The sequence below is a fragment of the Porphyromonas asaccharolytica DSM 20707 genome (genome assembly GCF_000212375.1).
In the GTDB taxonomy this organism is placed as follows: Bacteria; Bacteroidota; Bacteroidia; order Bacteroidales; family Porphyromonadaceae; genus Porphyromonas; species Porphyromonas asaccharolytica.
The window spans coordinates 113873-135699 of the sequence record NC_015501.1 but is presented as its reverse complement, the minus strand read 5'-3'; the positions used below and the strand labels follow the sequence as shown (position 1 = coordinate 135699).

Genomic DNA, 21827 nt, shown 5'->3' with positions numbered 1-21827 from the left:
ACTGCGAGTCCTTTCTGCAAATATAGATAAAAAGGAAGTGCGCACCCATATCTTGAGACCGATTGAGAAACGTTGGCAGACGATAGATTCTTGTAGAAGCTCACTAGCATGCAGTAGGGCGCAGCTCCTTTTATTGCTTAGACTACCTTTGCACTCAGCTGCCGTGAACAAACTCTCATCTAGGGCTGGGCAGAGCCGTGGGGGAGTGCCTCCTGAAGGGCGATCTCCTCTGCGGGGAAGTATCCCCTGTGGTACTTAATCTCAAAGAGATCGCTCGCAGGGCAGTAGAGTGCCTCGACGACATCATAACGTACCGGTAGGTCGATGCGCATTCGCTGTGCATAGCGCATACCGCCGAGCATCATCTGATGAGCCTTCGCCACATTGATCGCATCTAGCGGACTCGTGGCGGTGTACTCCATACGGCTCTTCACCTCAACGATCAGTAGGTACCGCCCGTCAGACGCTATGATGTCTATCTCGCAGAGCGGATCACGCCAGTTGACCTCGAGGATGCGTATCCGTCGAGAGAGGAGGTAGCGCTGAGCTGCCTTTTCGCCAGCGGCACCGAGCTCATTAGCGAGAGCCATGAAGCTGAGCTCTTAGGACTTACGGGTGTTTTGGAAGGTGTTTATGTGACGTTCTTTCTTCTCTGGGATAATGTCCGCTATAGGGGTCAGTAGTCCTGTCTCCTCGACATCGCCAAACTCATCGTTGATCGCAGTGCCGAAGATGCGGATCGTCGGGGTGAGCGACATATAGGCATTAAAGAGCGGGGGAATGTTGATATTGTGCTTGCGCACCTCCGCCTTAAGCGTGCGGTAGTCGCTCTTGAGGTCGTTCTTGACAAAGAGACGATCTATCTCCTCGGGATCTATGTCCACCTCGACAGGATTCATCGGAACGACCAAGCGATCCTTGTCGCCGAAGTAGATCTCCATAAACTTGAGGATCAGGTTGCGGCAATACTTGTTGTAGGTCTTGTACATAGTGACCTTGCCAAAGAAGTACTTGATCTCAGGATAGATGACTGTCAAGGCTCCGAGCCCGTCCCACAAGTTGTCGAGCGTGTAGATGGAGGACATGAGCCCCGCCCGTGTCGTCTGAAACTCGTGGCTCACGAATGAGCGCCCTAGCTCGATCGTGTAGGGGAGGTAGTCGCGAACAAACTCCTCGCTGAAACTGAACATGTGCGATGTGGCTAGCGCATCCGTCTGCTCCTGATGGCGTAGCACCGCCTCACCGAGGATGTACCGGTAGCCACCCATGATCTTCTCTAGTTCAGGACTCCAGACGATGAGCTGTACATAGCCATCGTCCATCAGATCATACTTATCTACATCGCACTCAAGCCCCGTACCGCCACCGCCCGCACGAAAGCTCTCTTCGCGCAGACGTCCCACCTCACGCATCGTGTGTGGTGCTTGCGCAGCTCGAAAGGCGTAGATCTCGTTATTACTCTTATTGGTCTTACGGACGAAGAGCTCTGGTGTTAGCTCCTGTCTGATCAATTGCCGATCTATCGGCGCTATGATGGGTTGCTCTGTAGCACTCATTTGGGTAGTTGGTCTTTCAGTTGGTATACTTGCTGCCTGATGCGCTCTACCTGCTCAGGTAATTCACTAGGTCTTATACCTTCGAGCGTCTCGTAAGGGATAGGCTCCCCGACCACTATGGTAAAGGAGCTGCCCTGTGCGGCAAACATCTCGTGTGGCAGCAATGCGGTGCCTATGTTAAAGCGTATGCCGAGCGCCTTGCGTAGCTGCTCGATACGGTAAAACTTCATCGAGTTGCGCCCGTGGAAGTAGAGCGGTACGATGGGACGGTGATATTGTCTTGCCTGCTTGATAAAGCTAGGTCGCCAGAGGGGATCCTGTATCTGTCCCTTGATGAGGCGTGAGCAGAGTCCCGCGGGAAAGGTGATCACGGGCAGGTCGCTCTCAAGCGCTTCGTGCATTCTCTGAATAGAGGTGCGAGCCTGCGCTCCGTACTTGTTGACAGGAACGAAGATATTGGCGAGCGGCTTGAGATTGAGTAGGAGATCGTTGACGATGTAGCGAATGTCAGACTGATAGTGACTAGCTATGAGGTGTGTCAGACAGATCCCGTCCAGTCCTCCTAGCGGGTGATTGCTGATAAAGAGTGCACGAGGATCTGCTGGCAGATGCTCAGCACCGATGAGTGCTAAGTCAATGCGAAACTCTTGGACCAGGGCATCCATAAAGTCTACCCCCTCAAGGTGTCCGTAGCGACGTAGCACATCATTGATCTCACGCTGGTGGATCAGTCGAGCGACCCCATTGGTCACGAAAGCGGGCAATGGCTTCTTGCGTCGTCGATTGAGGATAGCTGCTATGTCGACCTGCTGTGGATGAAAGCTCTCTTCAGGCATAGATTGCATGTGATTTGTTGCAAATGTACGATTTATGGCGCACATAGCGATTACAACGACGTTACTATGCCGGGATAATTCACCGAAACTCGTTTTTACCGTGAGACTTGGGTCTAGAGAGGGTGGACGTGGCGTGGGGACGGGAATAAAAAAGAGAGAGACCTGTCTGCTCCCACGAGGGGTTTCAGAGAGGTCTCTCTACCGTTGTACGGTCGGTGGGACTCGAACCCACACACCTTGCGGCATTAGATCCTAAGTCTAACGCGTCTACCAATTCCGCCACGACCGCAGCGAGGTTTGCGTTTGCAAAGGTAAGAATAATCTTTGAATTAACAAGCAACTGTACGACCTAGATCTCGTAAATCTCACGGCAGAGAGACTCAACGCTCTGATGTGTAGTGATCTAGATAGTTTGGCTAGTCTACTTGTCTAGGAGATACTATCGCAGTGCGACTAGTAGCGTGTTGTCTTCGTAGACGAAGGTGAGCTTCTCCTCTTTGGCAAGCCAGCCGAGCGCTGCGTAGACATCCTTCTCGGTACGTATCTTAGTCGCTTTCTTGAGTTGCTTGATGTCCATTTTGCCTAGTTTGTCTAGTGCGTTCCAGACGAGACCTGCATTGGTGCCGATGTATTCGATCATGTTTTCTTCCATAGTGTTGTGGGTATTGGTTTTTCTATATGGCAAAGCTACGTAAAAAGATCGAGACGACCTTTGCGGCTAGGTTAAGCTATGCTGCATCTCTAGATAAGGTGTGCAGAGATCGTAGATGGCGATGCCTGTGGCGACGCTCACATTGAGCGAGTGCTTGGTGCCGTACTGTGGGATCTCCAGGCAGTAGTCAGCATACTGAATGACTTCGTCAGAGATGCCGTGTACCTCGTTGCCTACGATCAGCACCGCACCACGATCGTCCAGTGCTGGCTGGTTACCGAGCGGGATGCTTTGATGAGTCTGCTCGAGTGCGAGGATGGTGCGTCCGGCTGCTCGGCACTGCTCAAGAAACTCAATGGCGGAGTCTAGGTGTCGCCAGGGCACAGCCTCCTCGGCGCCGATGGCGGTCTTGTGAATGAGCGGGTGTGGCGGACAGCCTGTGATGCCAACGAGGAGAAGCTCCTCCAGGCGAAAGGCGTCTGCCGTGCGAAAGATCGAGCCGACATTGTGCATGCTACGTACATTGTCTAGGAGGATGGTGAGCGGCACCTTGGGAGCGGAGTGGTACTCCTCGGTGGTGAGACGATTCATCTCTAGGATAGAGGTTTTCTCTATGGGCATAGCGGAAGGCTTTACTTGGTGTCTTTGTAACCTTTGGACTGAAGGAGCTTGATGAGCTTCTCCTTATCGTTTTGCTGGAGCAGTATCTCGCCATCACGTGTGGATCCACCACAGCCGAGCGACTGCTTGAGCTGGCGGGCGAGGTCTGCTAGATCGCTGTCAGACCCGACGAAGCCCATGATGATGAGTGCCTCCTTGCCTCCTCTGCCAGCGCGGGAGTACTGTATGCGTAGTCGTTGCTGAGCGGGAGGGAGGGTCTCAGCCTCGCTACTCGCTTGTTGTGGTGACCAGTCGGGGTCGGTACTGTATACGATGCCTCCCGTAGCGGGGGCTTTGTTCTTCTTCTTGGACATAGCTGCGGGGTCAATAGTGAAATGAACTACCTCCGATGAATTCGCGCAGGAGCGAAGTGGAGGGGATCTCGTTAATCGGGGCTGGTCTGACGTGATCTAGGAAGCGTAGCAGTCGGCGCGCCTCGCTGTACTCCTTGACACAGGCGGGTACCTGGTAGAGGATCTGCTCGGCAAGGGTCTTGAGGACGGCGACCTCGTATAGGAGTGCACTATTGAAGAGTACGTTGGCTCTATTCTGGTAGGGGAAGATCCAACGCTTCTCGCCAGCTCGCACGCTGCGCCATCGGCTTATGGTGTCGATGGCTGAGTAGCCCCTATAGTTATGGTCTCGCACCATGCGTCTGAGGAGACGTATGTCGGTACTAGGGATGCGGTTGTGTGCATCTAGTCCGAGGGCGGTCAGGGCACTGATATATATATTGTAGGTCAGTGGCTGTAGATCCTCGGGGATGAGTCGTGGATTGAGCGCATGGATGCCCTCGATGAGGAGCAAGTCTCCCTCACCAAGCTGTAGGAGCTCCTTTTGGTACACTCTAGCTCCTTGGGTAAAGTCGAAGAGTGGCATATCGACCAATTCGCCCGCTAGGAGCCGACGCAGATCACTGGCGAAGAGCTCTAGATCTAGCGCCTCAATGTGCTCGAAGTCGTACTCTCCATTGTCATCGAGAGGGGTGAACTCACGGGCTACGAAGTAATTGTCGAGCGATATCTGGTGAGGGCGAAGGTAGTTAGCCATAAGCTGCAGGCGCAGCCGCTTGGTAAAGGTTGTCTTGCCTGAAGAGGAGGGCCCCGCAACGAGTACGATGCGCACACCCTTTTGGTTGTATGCCTCAGCGATCTCAGTAGCTATGGCGGCTATCTCCTTTTCCTGTGCAGCCTCGGCGACTTGTACGATCTCGGAGAAGTGTCCCGTGCTGATCGCTTTGTTGAGACTACCTACATAGCTTACGTCGAGGAGGGTGAGCAGACGAGACTGCTTGTCAAAGACCTCACGCATTGGCTGTTGTGGCTCGAATGGTGCGAGCTCCGTAGGCTGGACGATCGAAGGTACCCGTATCAGTACACCCCCGAGGTAAGGGACGAGGTCGTAGAGCTGAACTTGTCCCGTGGAGAGAAGCAGCGAGCCGTAGTAGTTGTCGGGGTACCCATCGAGATAGTGATAGGTGACGTAGGGCTGTCCGCTGGAGGTGATGAGATCCACCTTGTCCATCTCTCCCATAGCCGTAAAGATCTGCACCGCCTCTTCGGCCGGTACGGTGCGACGCTCGAAGGGCAGGTCCTCAGCAATGAGGTGGTCTATGCGTCGCTTGATGAGGGCTAGCTGCTCATCGGTGATGCCCTTGTCGCCACACCTGACGACGCTAAAGTATCCCCCCGAGAGAGAGTGTCGTACGCTCAGATGGTAGTGAGGTAGCTCATCGTGGAGCGCCTTAGCAAAGAGGAGGCAGAGGGAGCGCAGATAGGTGTGCCGACCGCTCTCCTCGGTGAGTCCGACGAACTCGACCTGACAGGACTCGCGGAGCCTCCAGTCGAGGGCGACGGTAAGATTGTTGACACGAGCGTTGACAGGCTCGAAGCCTAGAGCGTTGCGGTAGCTCTGGGCTACCTGGTAGAGTGTGGCTCCAGGTGGCACGCTGAGATGCTCGTCTAGGTTGGGGCAGTATATTGATAGATTCTCCATAGGGGGTGATGCTTAGATATCTTTTGTCAAATTGTTAGGTCGGTTAGTTAGGCTAAGCAGTCTAAAATCGTTACCTTTGCATGCGAAGTTACGAAATAGCTGTCACCAAAGGGCCATAATCAGTCGTATCAGGTGGCTCAGTCGCATGACAACCATTGTAAATTTGCGGCTCTGAGTCTAAGTAGCTGGTAGGTCTTGGGGGACTTTCACACGGTAATGACATACAAACAACGACATACTCATGGCATTTACTCTGTTTGACTTTATCTATCTGCTGGGCTCGCTAGGACTCTTCCTCTTTGGTATGAAGATCATGAGCGAGGGCATCCAAAAGGCAGCAGGCGATAGGATGCGTCAGATCCTATCAGCGATGACCTCCTGGCGAGTCTTAGGGCTACTCACTGGTGTCTTGGTGACCGCATTGGTGCAGTCCTCTAGTGCTACGACTCTGATGGTCGTCAGCTTCGTCAATGCGGGACTCCTCCAGCTAGGACAGGCGATATCGGTCATTATGGGTGCCAACATTGGTACGACCGTCACCGCTTGGATTATCACCCTCTTTGGCTTTAAGATAGATATATCGACCTTTGCCATACCGCTCTTCGCTGTATCCATACCGCTTATCTATATGAAGCGGGAGCAGCTCAACTCGCTGGGCGAGTTCCTCGTAGGCTTCTCACTGCTTTTCCTCGGATTGCAGTTTCTCAAGGATTCGATGCCAGATCTCCAGAGCCACCCCGAGGCTCTCGAATTCCTCCGTGGGTACACCGATATGGGCTTTGGATCTATCCTGATCTTCCTCCTAATAGGTACGGTTATGACGCTGCTGGTTCAGTCCTCCAGTGCGACGGTAGCAATCACACTTATCATGTGTTCAAAAGGGTGGATACCCTTTGAGATCGCCACGGCCATGATCCTGTGCGAAAACATCGGAACGACTATTACCGCCAATCTGGCAGCCCTCGGGGCTAATGTCAATGCTAAGCGGGCTGCGCTCTCTCACCTACTGTTCAACGTCTTCGGTGTGCTACTCGTCTTGATCTTCTTCTATCCCTTTACCAATATGATCGCCAACTGGATGATGAATATGGGGGTAGGTGATCCACGAGAGCTATACGAGTACACCTCTCGCCTCAGTCAGGTCTACGATCCCGCTAGTATGAGTGCCATCTCCTCGACAGAGACACTCACCGATCCCTCGTTAGCTGCGATACAAGCTCAGATAGTATCTCTAGCAGCAACCGTCTCTATCGGGCTATCACTCTTCCACACCACCTTCAACCTGCTGAACGCCTTTGTGATGATCTGGTTCGTACCTGTCTATGTCAAGATTTGCCAGCGAGCCATACCGATGAAGAAGTCTAAGAAGGGTGACACAGAGCAGACACACCTACGCTACATCCGTGCTGGTATCCTACCAACGGGTGAGATCGGTCTGCTACAAGTACAGCAAGAGCTGGCCGAGTACGCCAGTAGAGTCACGCAAATGATGTCTTACTGTGAGGGGATGCTCAAGACGGATAATGATGTCGAGCTCAAGAGGCTTTACAACAAATGCGAGCAGGAAGAGGATATATCCGATGCCGTAGAGGTCGAGATAGCTGACTACCTCAATAAGATCTCTCATACGGAGCTAGGCAAGGAGTCACAGAGCGACATACTCGTCTACTACCGCGTAGCGACCGAGATAGAGAGTGTTGCCGATGCTGCGGTGGGCATAGCGCGTGAGATCAATCGTTACCACCAGCTCGGCAAGAGCTACACCGAGATGGTGCGCAACAACCTCCTGCAGATCCATATGATTGCCACCGAGACAGCCCTCAAGATGGCCGAGCTACTGCGACGCAACAAGCTCTCCGAGTCTGACGCACGTGAGAGCTACACGCTAGAGAAGCAGCTCAACGACCTGCGTACCTTGCTGAAAGCTCAGAACATGGACAACGTCCGTACGCAGAAGTACGACTACCCCGAGTCCGTGAGCTATATGGACCTCGTCGGCTACTACGAGCAGCTGGGTGATTACGTGCTCAACGTCGTACAGGCCGCCACCAAAGGGTAGGCATACGCTTTGACTCGCTAGTAAAGACGCACTCCGAGTAGTCTTTCTAGTCAAATACCAAACCATAGAAAAAGGCGGATCGCTCTCTTAGCGACCCGCCTTTTTAGGATTCTATAGACCTCTAAAACTACTTCATCTGAGACTGTTGCAAAAGTCAACAGTCTCACAATCTTGCTTGCAAGATTGTCCTGACTTTGCAGAAAGGATGAAGCGCAAGGCGCTGAGGGTGAGGTCTGAAGGGAGCATACCTCTGTATGTGACCGAAGCCGAATCCCGAAAGCAACACAGCGATTCGCCTTTATGCAATAGTCTCCATCTGATAGAAGGAGATAGGATTGCCCTCTACCTCAAAGACGGGACCGTCAGAGACGGCACCTGTCTTAGGATCGTAGGAGTAAAATCCGCTACGCTCCTTGCCTGCCGAGCCGATCATGATCCGATCGTTGTACCGCCCGAGGGCGCATGCGTGAGGATTGGACACGGGGATACCCTCGATCTGCTGGATGGTACGCTGCTCTAGGTCGATGACCGTAGGAATACAGTAGAGAGCCGTGTAGGGGTTCTTGCTTGTGGGGTCGAGCGCATAGATGCCCATGATGGCGACCACCTTAGAGCCAGAGACGTAGTGCATCGATACGATGTAGTTGGCGGGTAGCTTGGTCGTCTGGGGTAGGATGCCCTTGACCTCTATGTTGATCTCCGAGAGATTCATAGACCATGAAGGGTCGATCTCGGTCTCACCCTTTTTGATGCGAACGATACCTCCAGGGAACTCAGGGTTGAAGCCAAAGCTCCCCATGCAGAGTATGTACAGATCGCCCTTGTCATCGAGGAAGATCGAGTTAGCTACGATCGGACGGGTAGCGACAGAGAGCCCCGAGGTGGAGGAGGAAATCTTCTTCTCCACCTTGTCCGTAGCGATGTCTATGAGCGCCAGCTCGACCTCCTTGTGTAGTGGCATCCACTTGGAGTCCAACTGGCAGAGCCCTACGTAGAGCTTGCCGTCGCGTACTGCCATAGCACCAGGCATCACATTGGTATCAGCGTGCTTGTACTGGTTGAGGTCTATCACGGCCGTCTTGGTCATCGTCTTGGGGTTAAACGCCCAGACCTGTCCGATGTTTTGGAAGCTGATGTAAGCCTTCTCCGGAGAGACCTCGACCACATTGCAGGCAGCGGCTCCACCCGGGAGCTCCATAGCGCCACGCTTGGTGAGCTGCAACTCCTTGCTTACGGTGTAGCAGACGAGCTCAGCCTTGCCCATCCCCATATAGTCGGGCAGGACGTAGAGATGATCTCCGCAGTAGATAGGCTCTGTGCCGAAGCCGACCGGCACGCCACGGCTGTTGTCGTACTTCTTCGCCTCGATAGAGCCGATAGCCTGCAGGTAACCATTGCCCGAGGCACCGTCTGCATTCATTATTGAGGTGGAGAAGAGAATTCGCTCATTACCCATCTGGGGTGTCGGTTTAGGCTCCTTGTCACAGCTGGTGAGCGCTAGTCCTAGTAGGAGGGCAGCAACAAGGGTGAGCCTGTTGGTTAGTTTGTTGAATCTGGTCATAGTGAAATCTGTTATTTGAATTGGTGAATATATAGTGAGACTGTTGCAAAGTCAACAGTCTCACAATCTTGCTTGCAAGATTGTCCTGACTTTGCAGAAAGGATGAAGCGCAAGGCGCTGAGGGTGAGGTCTGAAGGGAGCATACCTCCGTATGTGACCGAAGCCGAATTCCGAAAGCAACACAGCGATTCGCCTTTATGCAACAGTCTCATAGTTGTCATCTGAAGAGGTAGCGCAGCTTTACCGAGAAGTTAATGCCTGGTAACGGACGGTTTAGCTCCGACATCTGACGCTGGTTGGTCAGGTTCTTGACCTTGAAGGTGATCGTCCACTGATTATTGCGCAGGCTCTGCTCTAGTCCTAAGTCTAGGCGCAGTGCCGTCGGTATCTTGCGCTCTTGGTACTGGCTCACCTCGAAGTCGTAGTAGTACTGATGCACATAGGAGGCATCGAGCATCAGACGGCTGTTGTAGCCCTCCCCACCGAAGAGATTCTCCTTGTGTAGCTCCAAGCCCGCATTAGCTAGGAAGTAGGGGATGTTGGGCATACGCTTGAGGTACGTCGGGTTAGCGACATTTGTCGAGGGGATCAGTCGGCGCGTGTCTCTGAGGTCTTGGTAAGTTGCATTGCCATAGAGGTAGAGCCAGGGGAGGGCATCCCACTTCACCTCGCCCTCTACGCCCCACGTGCGGATGCTCCCGAAGTTCTGATAGCAGCTCATGGAGGGAATAATTCCTGGCATAAAGCGGATCATATCGGTGATGTAAGAGCCGAAAGCATTGATCTCAGCCTCGATCAACCGCATTGATGTGGGCGAGAGGTTGCGATAGACCAAGCCAATGTTACCTCCACGGCTATGCTCGGGGCGCAGGTCCGTCGAGGCGCTGATTGAGTAGCCATTGCCTAGTAGCTCCTCACTCGTAGGGATGCGCACCTCGTCCGCATAGGAAGCCTTGATCAGGAAGTCTGGCGTGAAGCGGTAGCGGATAGCTTCGCTCCAGCCGAAGAAGTGTCGGTTAGTCTCCACATCCTTGAGGTCGCCCATACTGATCGTTCCGATGACCTTAGAGCGGGAGCGGTAGTTGTAGTACTTTGCGGTGAAGGCATTTTGGAGCCGATCCTCAAAGAGCGTGAGGTCGTAGGAGGCTCCTGCCGTGAGGCTGTTCATACGGCTTTTGAAGTTCGCCTTATAGCCCAAAGCTCGATCCATAAGCGTGTCCGTGGGATTGCGATAAGCGTAAGTGTGGCACAGGTTGAGGTTGAAAGCCTGATGGCGGTCTAGCGTATAGTTTAGGTTGACCTTGTCCACCAAGTTGATCGTTCGATTGACCCCATCGGTAGGTATGCTCGATAGCTCGCCCCCATAAGAGGAGCCTGCGGGGTACTCCTTGCCATCCCAGTCGTAGCGATGCGCAGCCTTGTCGGTCAGTCCATTTTGCCCGAAGACCACCCCGACCGATGCGTCTAGATCGAGCCCTGGGAGGAAGAAGTCCGCACGCTTGAAGGTACTCTCCATAGCCAAGCCCTTGGAGAGGGTAAAAGCTTCTCGTACGTCCCACTCGAAGCCCTGTATCTCTCTGCGAATGTAGGTCCCAGCGCACTCTAGCTTGATCTCGTCAAACCACCACTTCGTCGCCTTGAGGCTACCGCCTAGGATCGCTTTCCGAAACTGATCGTGGTCGCGCCTCACGATCCGATCCTTGTAGTGTGGCAGCTCCATCTTGTAGTTGTTGTCCGAGTAGGCGAGCGTACCGCCAAGTCCTAGCTGCACGCCCGCATCCTCTAGTGTGCGCTTGAAGACTGTCGAGAGCATGTGCGAATTGTACGATCCCACCTCATACGAAGCGTCAAAGTACTTCGGCGGGTACTCCTTGAGTACCACATTCACCGCTCCGCCCATAGCCGAGCCGCCAAACTTGTAGGGTACGATCCCCTTGTAGACCTCCACCCGCTCGATCATATCGGTCGGGATGTCATTGATCGAGATGAAGTCGCTCATCTCGCCAAAGGGCGTCTCGTCAATGTAGATGCCCATCCGCTTGCCCTCTAGTCCACGTAGCGAGATGCGCGAGGCACTCCCTAGTCCGCCCGTATTGCGCAGCGTCACGCCAGTAGTGCGAGACAGCACCTCGTCTATCGAGGAGGCGGTGCCTTGTAGCTGTCGCATCGAGATGACCGAGATAGGCATAGCGGACTCACGCAGCGCGCGCTCCTGACGCTTGGCAACGACGACGACACTGCTTAGCGTCGTCTCGTCGACCTCTAGTCTCACGCTGATCGGCTTGCCATCTTGCCGTGGTGATGTGATGCGCTTGCTCTTGTAGCCCACATAGCTCACGACGAGTCTCTTGACCCGTTGCTTGGAGGTGAGCTCCCAGCGACCCTCGGCATCGGTGACGGCACCTGCCCCTTTTGGCTCGGCATAGACATTGGCTCCGATGAGGGGTTCGCCCGTAGCGTCATCGAGTACGTTGCCACGGTAGTGGTACTCCTGAGCTGCTACTGCGCTGAGGGAGAGTAGCATGATTAGTAATAGTAGTCTGTATCGTCTCATTGATTAGTTAGTTGATTTGCTTATTGGGAAGAGGGGGAACTGAACGTCTTTCGCTAAGTGTTCAAAAAAAGGGTCTAGTGAACTGTTTCACTAGCCCCCTAAGAGCTCTCGCCAACCTCCGAAGCTAAACTTCTCGTGGCACCGACAGAACCGTGCCAGCTCCTCTGGACTGGTGTCGGACCGCTGTAGTATAGTTTTGATGGTTGCCGTGATAAAGGCTGAGTAAATATCGATGAAGGAAGGATCGACCTCGGCTTTCCATTCGGGATGCAGCTCTCGATACCGCTCGAAGTAGCGGATGGTCGCCTCGTTGCTCAACTGATTGAGTCGATCCTCGTAGTGATCTAGATAGGAGCCCGCACTGGCGAAGAAGACCAGTCGCAGAGCCTCAGCATGGTCAATGATGTACTGGTAGAAGGGTGCCTTCGAGTAGCCCCTCCGCTTACGCTCCTCGGGGTCCAGCATATCCATCTCCATGTCCTGATCCTCAGGCGGTAAGGCGTAAAATGCCTCTAGCCCCTTGATCGCAGGCTCTACGAGCGAGCGAAAGAGTGCCTCCTTGTCCTCATAATAGTAGTAGATACTGCCCAGCGAGGCGTAAGCCTCCTTGGCAACCATACGCATCGAGGTGCCTATGTAGCCATGTCGAGAGAAGAGCCGTAAGGCACCCTCCTCGATACGCTGCTGTATATCTGGTGTCGGACTATTCATAGTTCGTTTGTTTACCTATCTTTGATTACTGAGCAGATGAGCATAGCGTGATACTGATGTACGGAGATACGCTCCCCAAAGAGGTCTCGAAGAAGTGCCACCGCCTCTGTCGCTGTGTAGTGTGGCGGGCAGTAGTACCCCTTGCGCTCCAATATATGGCGAGCTATCCAGTCGCCTACGCGGTGCTCCCCACGTACGTAAAAGCATCCACACAGTCTCCCTCCAGGCTTCAGCACACGGTGCATCTCACGAAGGGCTCGCTCCTTGTCGGGGAAAGCTTGTAAGCCACTCATCGTGAGCAGATAGTCAAACTCCCCATCGGCAAAGGGCATCGTCCCCACATCGCCCTGCACGAGCGATACATTGGTCACCCCCTCCGCCTCAAAGCGGTGAGCAGCTATCTCGAGCATCTTCTCGGAGTAGTCCAGTGCAGTGATCTGAGCCTTGGCAAGCTGCTTGTATTTGTCGCAGGTGAAGACCGCAGTCCCCACCGGCACATCTAGTAGCCGCCCCACAAAGTCATCGGGGATCATAGCCAAGACCTCTGCCGCCATCTGTAGCTGATCCACCTGCCAGAGCCCATTCATAAAGAGATGCCCCCACCAGGAGCGTCCCGTCATGAGTGCATCGTAGCGGTGCATCTGCTTGATATATGCGTTATGCTGAGCCTTGGTCATCAGTTTCTGCGGGAAATACAGCTTGTACATTGCATCGCAAAGTTATACCTCTTTGCCAAGGGATCACCTCTGCAAACCTACCCAGTAGTAGGTACTGCTCGCAAACCTACGGGGGAAGACGATGCCCACCCGCTTTGGGACGAAATGCTCCCTCCCTTGGGACGAAAAGTTTCCAAGGAAGGAAAACTTTTGGAACTCTCGCTCAAATGCGCAATAGCTACGTGGAGAATTTTGATTTCTCAGGTGGAAAATAAAAATTCTCCACGTGGGCGTAAAATGAAACTTCGGAAGAATCAAACGATAAGTCCGAAGAATTTTTTCTCGCCTACGTGGAGAATAAAAAATAGCCACGTGGAGATTTGAGATTTTCCACGTGGCTATCGGATTAATAGTTAGTAGATAGTTTCTAGTTGTACTAGTGCCACTAGTATCACTAGGAACACTAGAGCCTAATCTCTAACTTCTAACTTCTAATCTCTAATCTCTTATATTTCCCTATATTTGTCTGAGTAAAGAATAAAGCTTCCCGCACCTATGCTGTGCAGGAAGCCGCTAAACAGATGATATGATGGACAAACAACACGAACGACTCACACCTCACGTTACCAACGAAACAAACCAGCTCCGCAAGGTGGTCCTCGGGCTGCCCCATGCGCTCGGTATGCCACCGACCCTCGAGGAGACCTATGATGCGAAGAGCTACCAAGCGGTGTTGCGGGGAGACTACCCCACGGAGCAGGCTGTGGTGCGTGAGATGGAGGGCTTCCTCGCTATCCTACAGCGTTACGGCGTGGAGGTGTATCGTCCTGAGCCAATAGAGGGGTGCAATCAGATCTTCGCACGGGATGTCTCTTTCGTGATCGATGAGCACCTCTTTGTGGCACACATGATCCCCGATAGGAGACGAGAGGTCGATGCTTTCGCACCGATTTACGACCTCTTCGAGCCGAGTAGCATAGTGCATCTGCCCGCTGAGGTACGTGTCGAGGGGGGGGACGTGATCCTCTACGATGATATTCTCTTCGTGGGGTGCTGCGAGCCGGGTGCCTTTGGGCAGTTCAAAACTACGAGAACCAATGAGCGCGCGGTGGACTTCTTCCGTGAGTTCTTCCCGCACAAGCGTGTCGTCCCTGTACCACTATACAAGCATGATCAGGATCCTCTGCGTGGCGTGCTGCACTTAGACTGCGCCTTCCAACCGGTGGGGCGTGGCTTCGCCGTCTTTTATCCCGAGGGAGTCGCTTCGCGAGAGGCACGCGGGATCATTGGCGAGGTTTTTGGCAAGGACAAGCTGCTGACCATCACCGCTGAGGAGGCGGTCGAGATGCATACCAACTTTTTCTCCCTCTCTCCCGAAGTGGTCTGTGTCGAGGCGGGTGCCGAGCGTCTGCAACGCTACCTCCGTGAGGTGGCTGGCATGACCGTCGAGGAGGTGCCGTACTGTGAGATCTCCAAGCAGGGCGGCTTGCTGCGCTGCTCTACATGTCCTCTAGAGCGTGCATGATAGATGGCAAAGGTCAAGACTATATACAAGTGTAGTGCCTGTGGTGCTACCTACAGCCGCTGGCAAGGTCAGTGCAACGAGTGTCAGGAGTGGAATACGATCGAGGAGCAGCTAGCACAGCCTACGACACCCTCTGGGCGGACAACCCCAGCGCAGGAGATACAGCGTAAGCTCACGCAGATCCATGAGGGTGCTACGTGGGACGGACTGCACTCTGAGGAGGTGCGACCCATACAGCAGATTGAGGGAAGCGAGGAGAGTCGAGTAGATCTGCACGATGAGGAGCTCAACCGACTCCTCGGGGGCGGACTAGTGCCGGGTTCCTTTACCTTGCTGGGTGGCGAGCCGGGCATTGGTAAGTCTACGCTGATCTTTCAGACTGTCCTGCGCTGTCCAGAGCTCAAGACGCTCTACGTATCGGGCGAGGAGAGTGCTCAGCAGCTCAAGCTACGTGCCGACCGCATCGGCATACACTCGGAGCAGTGCCTCATCTACTGCGACACCGACCTGGACAACATACTCCTGAAGGCTCTACAGATAGCGCCTGATCTGCTGGTCATCGACAGTATTCAGACGGTCACGACCGCACGCTCCGAATCTTCACCAGGCTCCATCAGCCAGATTAAGGAGTGTGCCAACCTGCTCCTGCACTTTGCCAAGAGCAGTGGCATCCCTGTGATCGTCATTGGTCATATCAACAAAGAGGGCTCCATAGCGGGTCCGAAGATCTTGGAGCATACGGTAGACACGGTCTTGCAGTTTGAGGGCGACAAGCAGCATCTCTACCGCATCCTGCGCAGCCACAAGAACCGTTTCGGCTCTACCGACGACCTCGGCATCTACGAGATGAATAGCTCGGGACTGGTCGCCGTGAGCAATCCCTCGGAGCACCTTATCTCGGGCAATACGGAGGGTCTCAGTGGTGTCGTCGTCGCTTGTGCCGTGGAGGGTATTCGCCCGATCATGATCGAGACGCAAGCTTTGGTCAGTTCCGCTATCTACAACAACCCGCAGCGGTCCACCACGGGCTTTGATCTGAGGCGACTCAACATGTTGCTAGCGGTTTTGGAGAAGCGGGCCGGCTTTAAGCTGATCCAGAAGGATGTCTTCCTCAACATCACGGGTGGCATCAAGATCAACGACACCGCTGTGGATCTAGCCGTGCTCTGTGCCGTCCTCTCCTCCAATCTAGACATAGCCGTCCCCTCGAAGACCTGTATGACGGGCGAGGTGGGGCTGGCGGGCGAGATACGTGCCGTGAGCCGCATCGAGCGGCGCATAGCAGAGGCGCATCGCCTAGGCTTCACGAGGATCTTGATCCCCAAGGCGAATGCTAAGAGCCTGCAGCAACGCAGCTACGACATAGAGATCGTGCCGTGTGATCGGGTGGATCACGCCTTTAGGACGCTCTTTTCACAAAGACAATAGATACACTATATATAATAATGAGTAGGATGAACTGGGATCAGCTGATCTCTAACCGACGCTTTGGCGCTCCAGAGCCTGAGCGAGCTGGCGCACTCGGCGGGGGTATGGAGATGCGTACGGAGTTTGATCGGGACTACGATCGTTTGATCTTCTCGGCACCATTTCGCCGGCTGCAAAACAAAGCGCAGATCTTCCCGCTGCCTAAGAACATATTCGTGCACAACCGCTTGACGCACAGTCTGGAGGTGAGTTGCGTGGGGCGCAGTCTGGGCAACTACATAGCGCGCCGCCTGACGGACAATCAGGATACGCCTCATCGGGGCAGCATCGCCACGGTCGTCTCGGCGGCCTGTCTGGCACACGATATGGGTAATCCACCCTTCGGGCATAGTGGCGAGCGGGCAATACGTGCCTACTTCACCGAGGGCAATGGTCGCCAATGGTATGACGCCGTAGTAGGGGAGGGGCACCCGTGGGAGGACTTCGCCTACTTCGAGGGTAATGCCAACGGCTTTCGCCTGCTGACACATCAGTTTGAGGGACGCCGACCAGGAGGCTTTGCGCTTACCTATACCACGCTGGCAGCTATTGTCAAGTACCCCTGGTCATCGGCTAGGGCGCCTGAGAGCGGGAAGTTTGGCTACTTCCAGTCAGAGCGGGCTACCTATCTCGATGTGGCGAACTATCTGGGCATCCTACCGGTAGACCCCGCCTCGGGTCACTACGTGCGTCACCCGCTGGTCTATCTCGTGGAGGCGGCCGATGATATATGCTATCAGGTGATGGACGTGGAGGACGCGTACAAGCTGCGCATCCTGAGCTACGAGCGTACGGTGGATCTGCTCCTGCGTTACTTCCCCGCAGATGGTCACGACCATGTGCTTGCCACGATGCAGTCTATCGGGGATCGCAATGAGCGGATAGCTTACCTAAGAGCTAAGGCGATCAATATCCTCGTGGAGGCGTGTGCTGAGGTCTTCATAGAGCATGAGGAGGAGATACTGCATGGAACTTTCGCAGGGACGCTGGTCAGCCAGATGCCCGAAAGGCTTTATGAAGCTTACCGAGCCAATAGTGCGGTGGCGCAGAGCGAGATCTACACGGCACGGGCAGTGATCGACGTGGAGCTGGCGGGGCATCGGATCTTCTCAGAGCTGATCGACAAACTGATGCACTCGCTCCTACACCCAGACGATGCTTACAGTCGTACGCTCCTCTCGCTGGTGAGCAGCCAGTACAACCTGCACGAAGAGTCGATCTACGGCAAGCTCCAGTGCACACTCGACTATATCTCTGGCATGACTGACCCCTATGCGTTAGACCTTTACCGACGCATCACCGGCATGAGCCTGCCAGCGATCTAGAAGCTAGAGATTAGAGGTTAGAAGTTAGAGGGTAGAGCTGGGGAGGGCCCTGTGTCGAGGCACGGTCAGTGCTTAGCGAGAGTGCGTCCGTTGCGTCAAAGCGATATGAATAGTAGCCCTTTGTAAGGACGCTCTACTGTCTGTGCGTTCCTTACAAAGGGCTACTCGTGGTATTTGCGGGGCTAGGACTTTTTATAGCATCGTGTCCTGGTAGTAGTCGAGCGCCTCGGTGATGTCGAGGGGCTTGTTTTGTAGTTTGTGAACTTGACCTATGTCGGTGAGTGCGACGGTGGAGATGAGCTCTGCGTCGCTATTCTTCTTGTCGTGGAGCATCAGCTCCCTCAGCGCATCGTAGTCTCGGCAGGTGATGGCGAGCGGCCGGTATAGCTCCTGCACTATGGTGAGCAACTGGTGTAGCACCTTCTTGGGAAAGCCTAGCTTGACATGCGATAGGTAGAGCTCGGGAACTAGTCCCAGAGCGACCGCCTCGCCGTGTAGCAAAGGCTTGTCGCTGTGCTGATGGCTCCACGCCTCAAAGGCATGTCCGAAGGTGTGCCCTAGGTTGAGCTGGTGACGTAGGCCCTGATCTAGACGATCCTGAGCCACGATGTCGAGCTTGAACCGTACTGCCTCACGAATGAGCGGGGTGAGTTGCTCTAAAGAGAACGGTTGCTCGGGAAGTACCTGTAGCAATCGATGCCACAGGTCGGGACTAACGAGCAAACCATACTTAATCAGCTCGCCACAGCCTGAGCGTAGCTCTTCCTCCGGGAGGCTCTCCAGCCAAACTGTGTCGCAGAGCGTTAGCGTAGCAGATTCACTGGCAAAAGCTCCCAGCAGGTTCTTGACACCCGCAAAGTTAATGCCGCACTTACCGCCCACAGCCGCGTCTGCCATGGCGAGGAGCGTCGTGGGGAGTAGGACGAGGGAGACACCCCGCATATAAATCTGTGCGAGGAAGCCGACGGCGTCGCTCACGGCTCCACCACCCAGAGCTATGAGTGTAGCTCCACGATGGGCACCCTGCTCGAGGAGCCAGCGTGCCATCTCAGCGATACCCTCTAGGCTTTTGGCCCCCTCAGGATCGTTGATGAGATAGTGGGGTAGCTCCGTTAGCTCGGGATAGCTCTTCGCTATAAGCCCTTGGCTCAGATGCCACACCTTAGCATCTGCCAGTAGGTAGTAGCTCTCGTGCTTTCCTTGGCGGAGCAACTCCCGCAGGTAGTCGCCCATCAGGTTGCCCACGAGAACCCTCGACTGGGTGGAGATGAAGGCTAGGGGTGGCATCTGGTCTAAAACTTGCTAGATCAGCGAGACGATATGGTCGATGGCTGCTTGGAGCCCCTCGGGGTTGCGTCCACCAGCCGTCGCGAAGTGTGGCTGTCCACCACCGCCGCCCTTGATGAGCGAGGCGACCTCCTTGATCAGCTTGCTAGCGTTGAGCCCCTTGTCGACAAGGTCTGGCGAGAGGATCACCGTGAGAGTGCACTTACCCTCCTCGGCAGCACCGATGAGCGCTAGGTAAGAGCCCTGTAGTCGCTCACGGATCGTACCAGCGACATCCTTGGCGACGTCGCTACTCATTGGCTTATTAACGGTGACGATGGTAGTCTCGCCACGCTTCGTCTGATCGGCTAGAGCCTGCAGAGCTATTTGCTCAGCCTGAGCCTTGGTGTACTGCTCGATAGCCTTGCGCTGCTCGGCACCCTCGGCAATCAGTCGGTCTAGTGCCTTGAGCGGATCGGGAACATTATTTAGCCGCTCGTTGAAGAGCTGCAACTGCTCCTCCAGATGGTGTACATACTCCTCTGCCTTGGGACCCGTAACCGCCTCGATACGTCTGATACCAGCGGCAATAGAGCCTTCGCTGATGATCTTGAAAAAGCCTATCTGCCCCGTGCTAGCCACGTGGGTACCACCGCATAGCTCGACTGAGTCACCATACTTGATGACACGTACTTCGTCGCCATACTTCTCGCCAAAGAGTGCCATAGCACCCATCTCCTTAGCCTTGGCGATCGGCACATTGCGCTGCTCATCACGAGGTCTGTCGGCACGGATCTCTGCATTGACTAGACGCTCTACCTCAGCAATCTCCTCGGGTGTCACCTTCTTGAAGTGTGAGAAGTCAAAGCGTAGCAAGTCTGCCGACACGAGCGAACCCTTTTGCTCTACATGCGTGCCGAGTACTGCTCTCAGAGCGTGGTGCATCAGGTGCGTTGCCGTATGGTTTGCCTCCGTGAGATGACGCAGCTCATCTCCTACACGAGCGATGAAGGGCTGCTTAGGATTGGCGGGGAGAGTAGAGAGAATATGGACGGGAAGGTTGTTCTCCCGCTTGGTGTCTATGATCGGGTACTCGGTGCCGTCCTGAGCGATCAGCACCCCCTTGTCACCAATCTGACCACCCATCTCAGCGTAGAAGGGGGTCTCTGCGAGTACCACCTGATAGTAGCTGCGCTTCTTGTCAGCCACCTTGCGGTAGCGCAGGATATGTGTCTCTATCTGGAGCGTCTCGTAGCCTACGAAGGTGCTCTCGGTCGTCTCCTCGTCGAGGACTTCCCAGTCGGCAGCATCGATAGCAGCTGCCTGACGCGCACGGCTCTTCTGCTCCTGCATCAGTTTGTCAAAAGCTACCTGATCCAGTGTCATGCCACGCTCTGACAGGATCAACTCAGTGAGGTCTAGAGGGAAGCCGTAGGTGTCGTACAGAACAAAAGCATCGGCACCCGACAGAACTTTCGCGTCCTGGGGTAGCTCTTGTATTTTGCTTTCTAGTAGCTTAAGCCCCTGAGCGAGGGTGCGTAAGAAGCTTTCCTCCTCCTCTTTGATCACCGAAGCGATCAGTTCGCGCTGAGCCACGATCTCGGGATAAGCTTCGCCCATCACCTCATTGAGCGTGGGCAGGAGCGTGTAGAGCATGGGCTCATCGGCATGGAGGAAGGTGTAGGCGTAGCGTACGGCACGACGTAGGATACGACGGATCACGTAGCCCGCCTTGGCATTGCTCGGGAGCTGACCATCGGCAATGGCAAAAGCGATCGTACGGATATGGTCAGCGACGACACGCATCGCTATATCCACCTGCTCGTTCTGACCATACTGCTCCCCGCTGAGCGTCTCGATAGCACGTATCAGAGGGGTGAAGAGGTCGGTGTCGTAGTTGGACTTCTTACCCTGCATAGCCATACAGAGACGCTCGAAGCCCATGCCCGTATCGATCACCTTGTGAGGTAGTGGCTCTAGATGGCCGTCCACCTTACGGTCGTACTGCATGAAGACGAGGTTCCAGATCTCGATGACCAGCGGGTGGTCCTTATTGACTAGGTCACGTCCGCAGACCGCCTGACGCTCCTCCTCGCTACGCAGGTCTATGTGTATCTCGGAGCAGGGGCCACAGGGACCCGTGTCACCCATCTCCCAGAAGTTGTCCTTGCGAGAGCCGTCTATGATTCGATCCTCCGTGGTGTACTGCAGCCAGTAGCTCGCAGCCTCGTCGTCACGACTCAGCCCCTCCTCGGGACTGCCGCCGAAGACGGTCACGTAGAGCCGATCCTTGGGTAGCTGGAGACGCTCCGTCAGAAAGGTCCAGGCATACTTGATTGCTTCACGCTTGAAGTAATCGCCAAAGGACCAGTTGCCCAGCATCTCAAACATTGTGTGGTGGTAGGTGTCGCGTCCTACCTCCTCGAGGTCGTTGTGCTTACCGCTGACGCGAAGGCACTTTTGCGAGTCTGCCGCACGACGATACTGAGGCTCTTTGTTGCCTAGGATGATATCCTTAAATTGGTTCATCCCCGCATTGGTAAACATGAGCGTGGGGTCGTCCTTGATCACCATCGGTGCCGAGGGTACTATGCGGTGCCCGTGCTCTTCAAAGAAGTCGAGAAAGGCTTGTCGTATATCGTGTGCTGTCATCATAATCTATAGAGCAATCTATGCTAATACTTAATACCCTACAAAGGTACGAAATTAGAGGTTAGGGATTAAAAGTTAGAGGTTAGAGCCGTGCGTCCGTACAGATTGCTACTCGTAGCGTAGTAGGTAGTGGTGGTCGGCACTATCGTCTTCGATGAGGCGCCACGAGCCTGAGTAGTAGAGCGTGTGTGGTGGTTCGTCGTGATACCAAGGCGTTAGCTCGACGCCTCGCCCATGGTCGTGGTAGGTGAGTAGTACGGAGTGCAGGAGCTCATCTCGATAGCGCAGCTGTCGGAGTGCAATTCGATCGCCAGGGTGTAAGATGATCTGTCGTGCCATCGGTGTGATGCTT

At 54.5% G+C, this 21827-nt stretch carries 18 protein-coding genes and 1 tRNA gene; 4 read left to right on the top strand and 15 right to left on the bottom strand.

The features are described 5' to 3' along the window. Window positions 1-179: 179 nt before the first annotated feature. The 8 genes from PORAS_RS00550 to PORAS_RS00515 form a co-directional block, all read right to left on the bottom strand. A complete protein-coding gene (locus PORAS_RS00550) occupies window positions 180-590 on the bottom strand; it encodes a YraN family protein (protein ID WP_004331748.1) in 411 nt (136 codons plus the stop codon). Window positions 591-602: 12 nt separating this feature from the next. Next, window positions 603-1556 (bottom strand): glycine N(alpha)-acyltransferase GlsB, encoded by a 954-nt coding sequence (gene glsB, locus PORAS_RS00545; protein ID WP_004331818.1) that lies wholly within the window; start codon window positions 1554-1556, stop codon window positions 603-605. Then, a complete protein-coding gene (gene glsA / locus PORAS_RS00540) occupies window positions 1553-2392 on the bottom strand; it encodes a 1-acyl-sn-glycerol-3-phosphate acyltransferase (RefSeq protein ID WP_013759773.1) in 840 nt (279 codons plus the stop codon). The genes glsB and glsA overlap by 4 nt, the downstream gene beginning before the upstream one ends. Before the next feature lie 207 nt (window positions 2393-2599). Then, window positions 2600-2681: transfer RNA gene (locus tag PORAS_RS00535), tRNA-Leu, on the bottom strand. A gap of 150 nt (window positions 2682-2831) precedes the next feature. Beyond that, a complete protein-coding gene (locus PORAS_RS00530) occupies window positions 2832-3032 on the bottom strand; it encodes a winged helix-turn-helix domain-containing protein (protein ID WP_044211477.1) in 201 nt (66 codons plus the stop codon). Window positions 3033-3110: 78 nt separating this feature from the next. Continuing rightward, window positions 3111-3665: an RNA methyltransferase gene (locus PORAS_RS00525; RefSeq protein ID WP_013759771.1), complete on the bottom strand. Its 555-nt coding sequence runs from the start codon at window positions 3663-3665 to the stop codon at window positions 3111-3113. Between the two features lie 11 nt (window positions 3666-3676). Further along, window positions 3677-4018, bottom strand: coding sequence for a translation initiation factor (locus PORAS_RS00520; protein ID WP_013759770.1), 342 nt, complete (start codon window positions 4016-4018; stop codon window positions 3677-3679). 10 nt (window positions 4019-4028) lie between these two features. Further along, on the bottom strand, window positions 4029-5699 hold the full coding sequence (locus PORAS_RS00515; RefSeq protein ID WP_013759769.1) for a nucleoside kinase: 1671 nt from the start codon (window positions 5697-5699) through the stop codon (window positions 4029-4031). A gap of 241 nt (window positions 5700-5940) precedes the next feature. On the opposite strand from PORAS_RS00515, the gene PORAS_RS00510 reads away from it, so the two are divergent. Beyond that, on the top strand, window positions 5941-7758 hold the full coding sequence (locus PORAS_RS00510; RefSeq protein WP_013759768.1) for a Na/Pi cotransporter family protein: 1818 nt from the start codon (window positions 5941-5943) through the stop codon (window positions 7756-7758). A 298-nt stretch (window positions 7759-8056) separates the two neighbouring features. Here the strand turns inward: PORAS_RS00510 and PORAS_RS00505 are convergent, their stop codons facing one another. The 4 genes from PORAS_RS00505 to PORAS_RS00490 all read right to left on the bottom strand — a co-directional run bounded on the left by PORAS_RS00505 (window position 8057) and on the right by PORAS_RS00490 (window position 13291). Further along, window positions 8057-9319: a hypothetical protein gene (locus PORAS_RS00505; RefSeq protein WP_013759767.1), complete on the bottom strand. Its 1263-nt coding sequence runs from the start codon at window positions 9317-9319 to the stop codon at window positions 8057-8059. Between the two features lie 217 nt (window positions 9320-9536). After that, window positions 9537-11873 carry a TonB-dependent receptor gene (locus PORAS_RS00500; RefSeq protein ID WP_013759766.1) on the bottom strand — a complete coding sequence of 779 codons (2337 nt, stop codon included), beginning with the start codon at window positions 11871-11873 and terminating at the stop codon, window positions 9537-9539. Between the two features lie 90 nt (window positions 11874-11963). Continuing rightward, complete coding sequence (locus PORAS_RS00495) at window positions 11964-12584, bottom strand: TetR/AcrR family transcriptional regulator (protein WP_013759765.1); 621 nt, start codon at window positions 12582-12584, stop codon at window positions 11964-11966. An 11-nt stretch (window positions 12585-12595) separates the two neighbouring features. Further along, a complete protein-coding gene (locus PORAS_RS00490; RefSeq protein WP_013759764.1) occupies window positions 12596-13291 on the bottom strand; it encodes a class I SAM-dependent methyltransferase in 696 nt (231 codons plus the stop codon). A gap of 535 nt (window positions 13292-13826) precedes the next feature. Between PORAS_RS00490 and PORAS_RS00485 the strand changes: the two genes are divergently transcribed. Genes PORAS_RS00485 through dgt form a run of 3 tightly spaced genes read left to right on the top strand, consistent with a single transcriptional unit; the run spans window position 13827 to window position 17557 of the window. Continuing rightward, complete coding sequence (locus tag PORAS_RS00485) at window positions 13827-14765, top strand: dimethylarginine dimethylaminohydrolase family protein (protein WP_013759763.1); 939 nt, start codon at window positions 13827-13829, stop codon at window positions 14763-14765. Window positions 14766-14768: 3 nt separating this feature from the next. After that, a complete protein-coding gene (gene radA, locus PORAS_RS00480) occupies window positions 14769-16193 on the top strand; it encodes a DNA repair protein RadA (protein ID WP_013759762.1) in 1425 nt (474 codons plus the stop codon). 26 nt (window positions 16194-16219) lie between these two features. Next, complete coding sequence (gene dgt, locus PORAS_RS00475; RefSeq protein ID WP_004331822.1) at window positions 16220-17557, top strand: dGTP triphosphohydrolase; 1338 nt, start codon at window positions 16220-16222, stop codon at window positions 17555-17557. Window positions 17558-17749: 192 nt separating this feature from the next. On the opposite strand, the gene PORAS_RS00470 is transcribed toward dgt, so the two are convergent. The 3 genes from PORAS_RS00470 to PORAS_RS00460 all read right to left on the bottom strand — a co-directional run bounded on the left by PORAS_RS00470 (window position 17750) and on the right by PORAS_RS00460 (window position 21814). Next, window positions 17750-18844, bottom strand: coding sequence for a 3-dehydroquinate synthase (locus PORAS_RS00470; RefSeq protein ID WP_013759761.1), 1095 nt, complete (start codon window positions 18842-18844; stop codon window positions 17750-17752). Window positions 18845-18859: 15 nt separating this feature from the next. Then, window positions 18860-21478 carry an alanine--tRNA ligase gene (gene alaS, locus PORAS_RS00465; protein WP_013759760.1) on the bottom strand — a complete coding sequence of 873 codons (2619 nt, stop codon included), beginning with the start codon at window positions 21476-21478 and terminating at the stop codon, window positions 18860-18862. 105 nt (window positions 21479-21583) lie between these two features. Continuing rightward, on the bottom strand, window positions 21584-21814 hold the full coding sequence (locus PORAS_RS00460) for a hypothetical protein (protein WP_013759759.1): 231 nt from the start codon (window positions 21812-21814) through the stop codon (window positions 21584-21586). Between the last annotated feature and the right edge of the window lie 13 nt (window positions 21815-21827).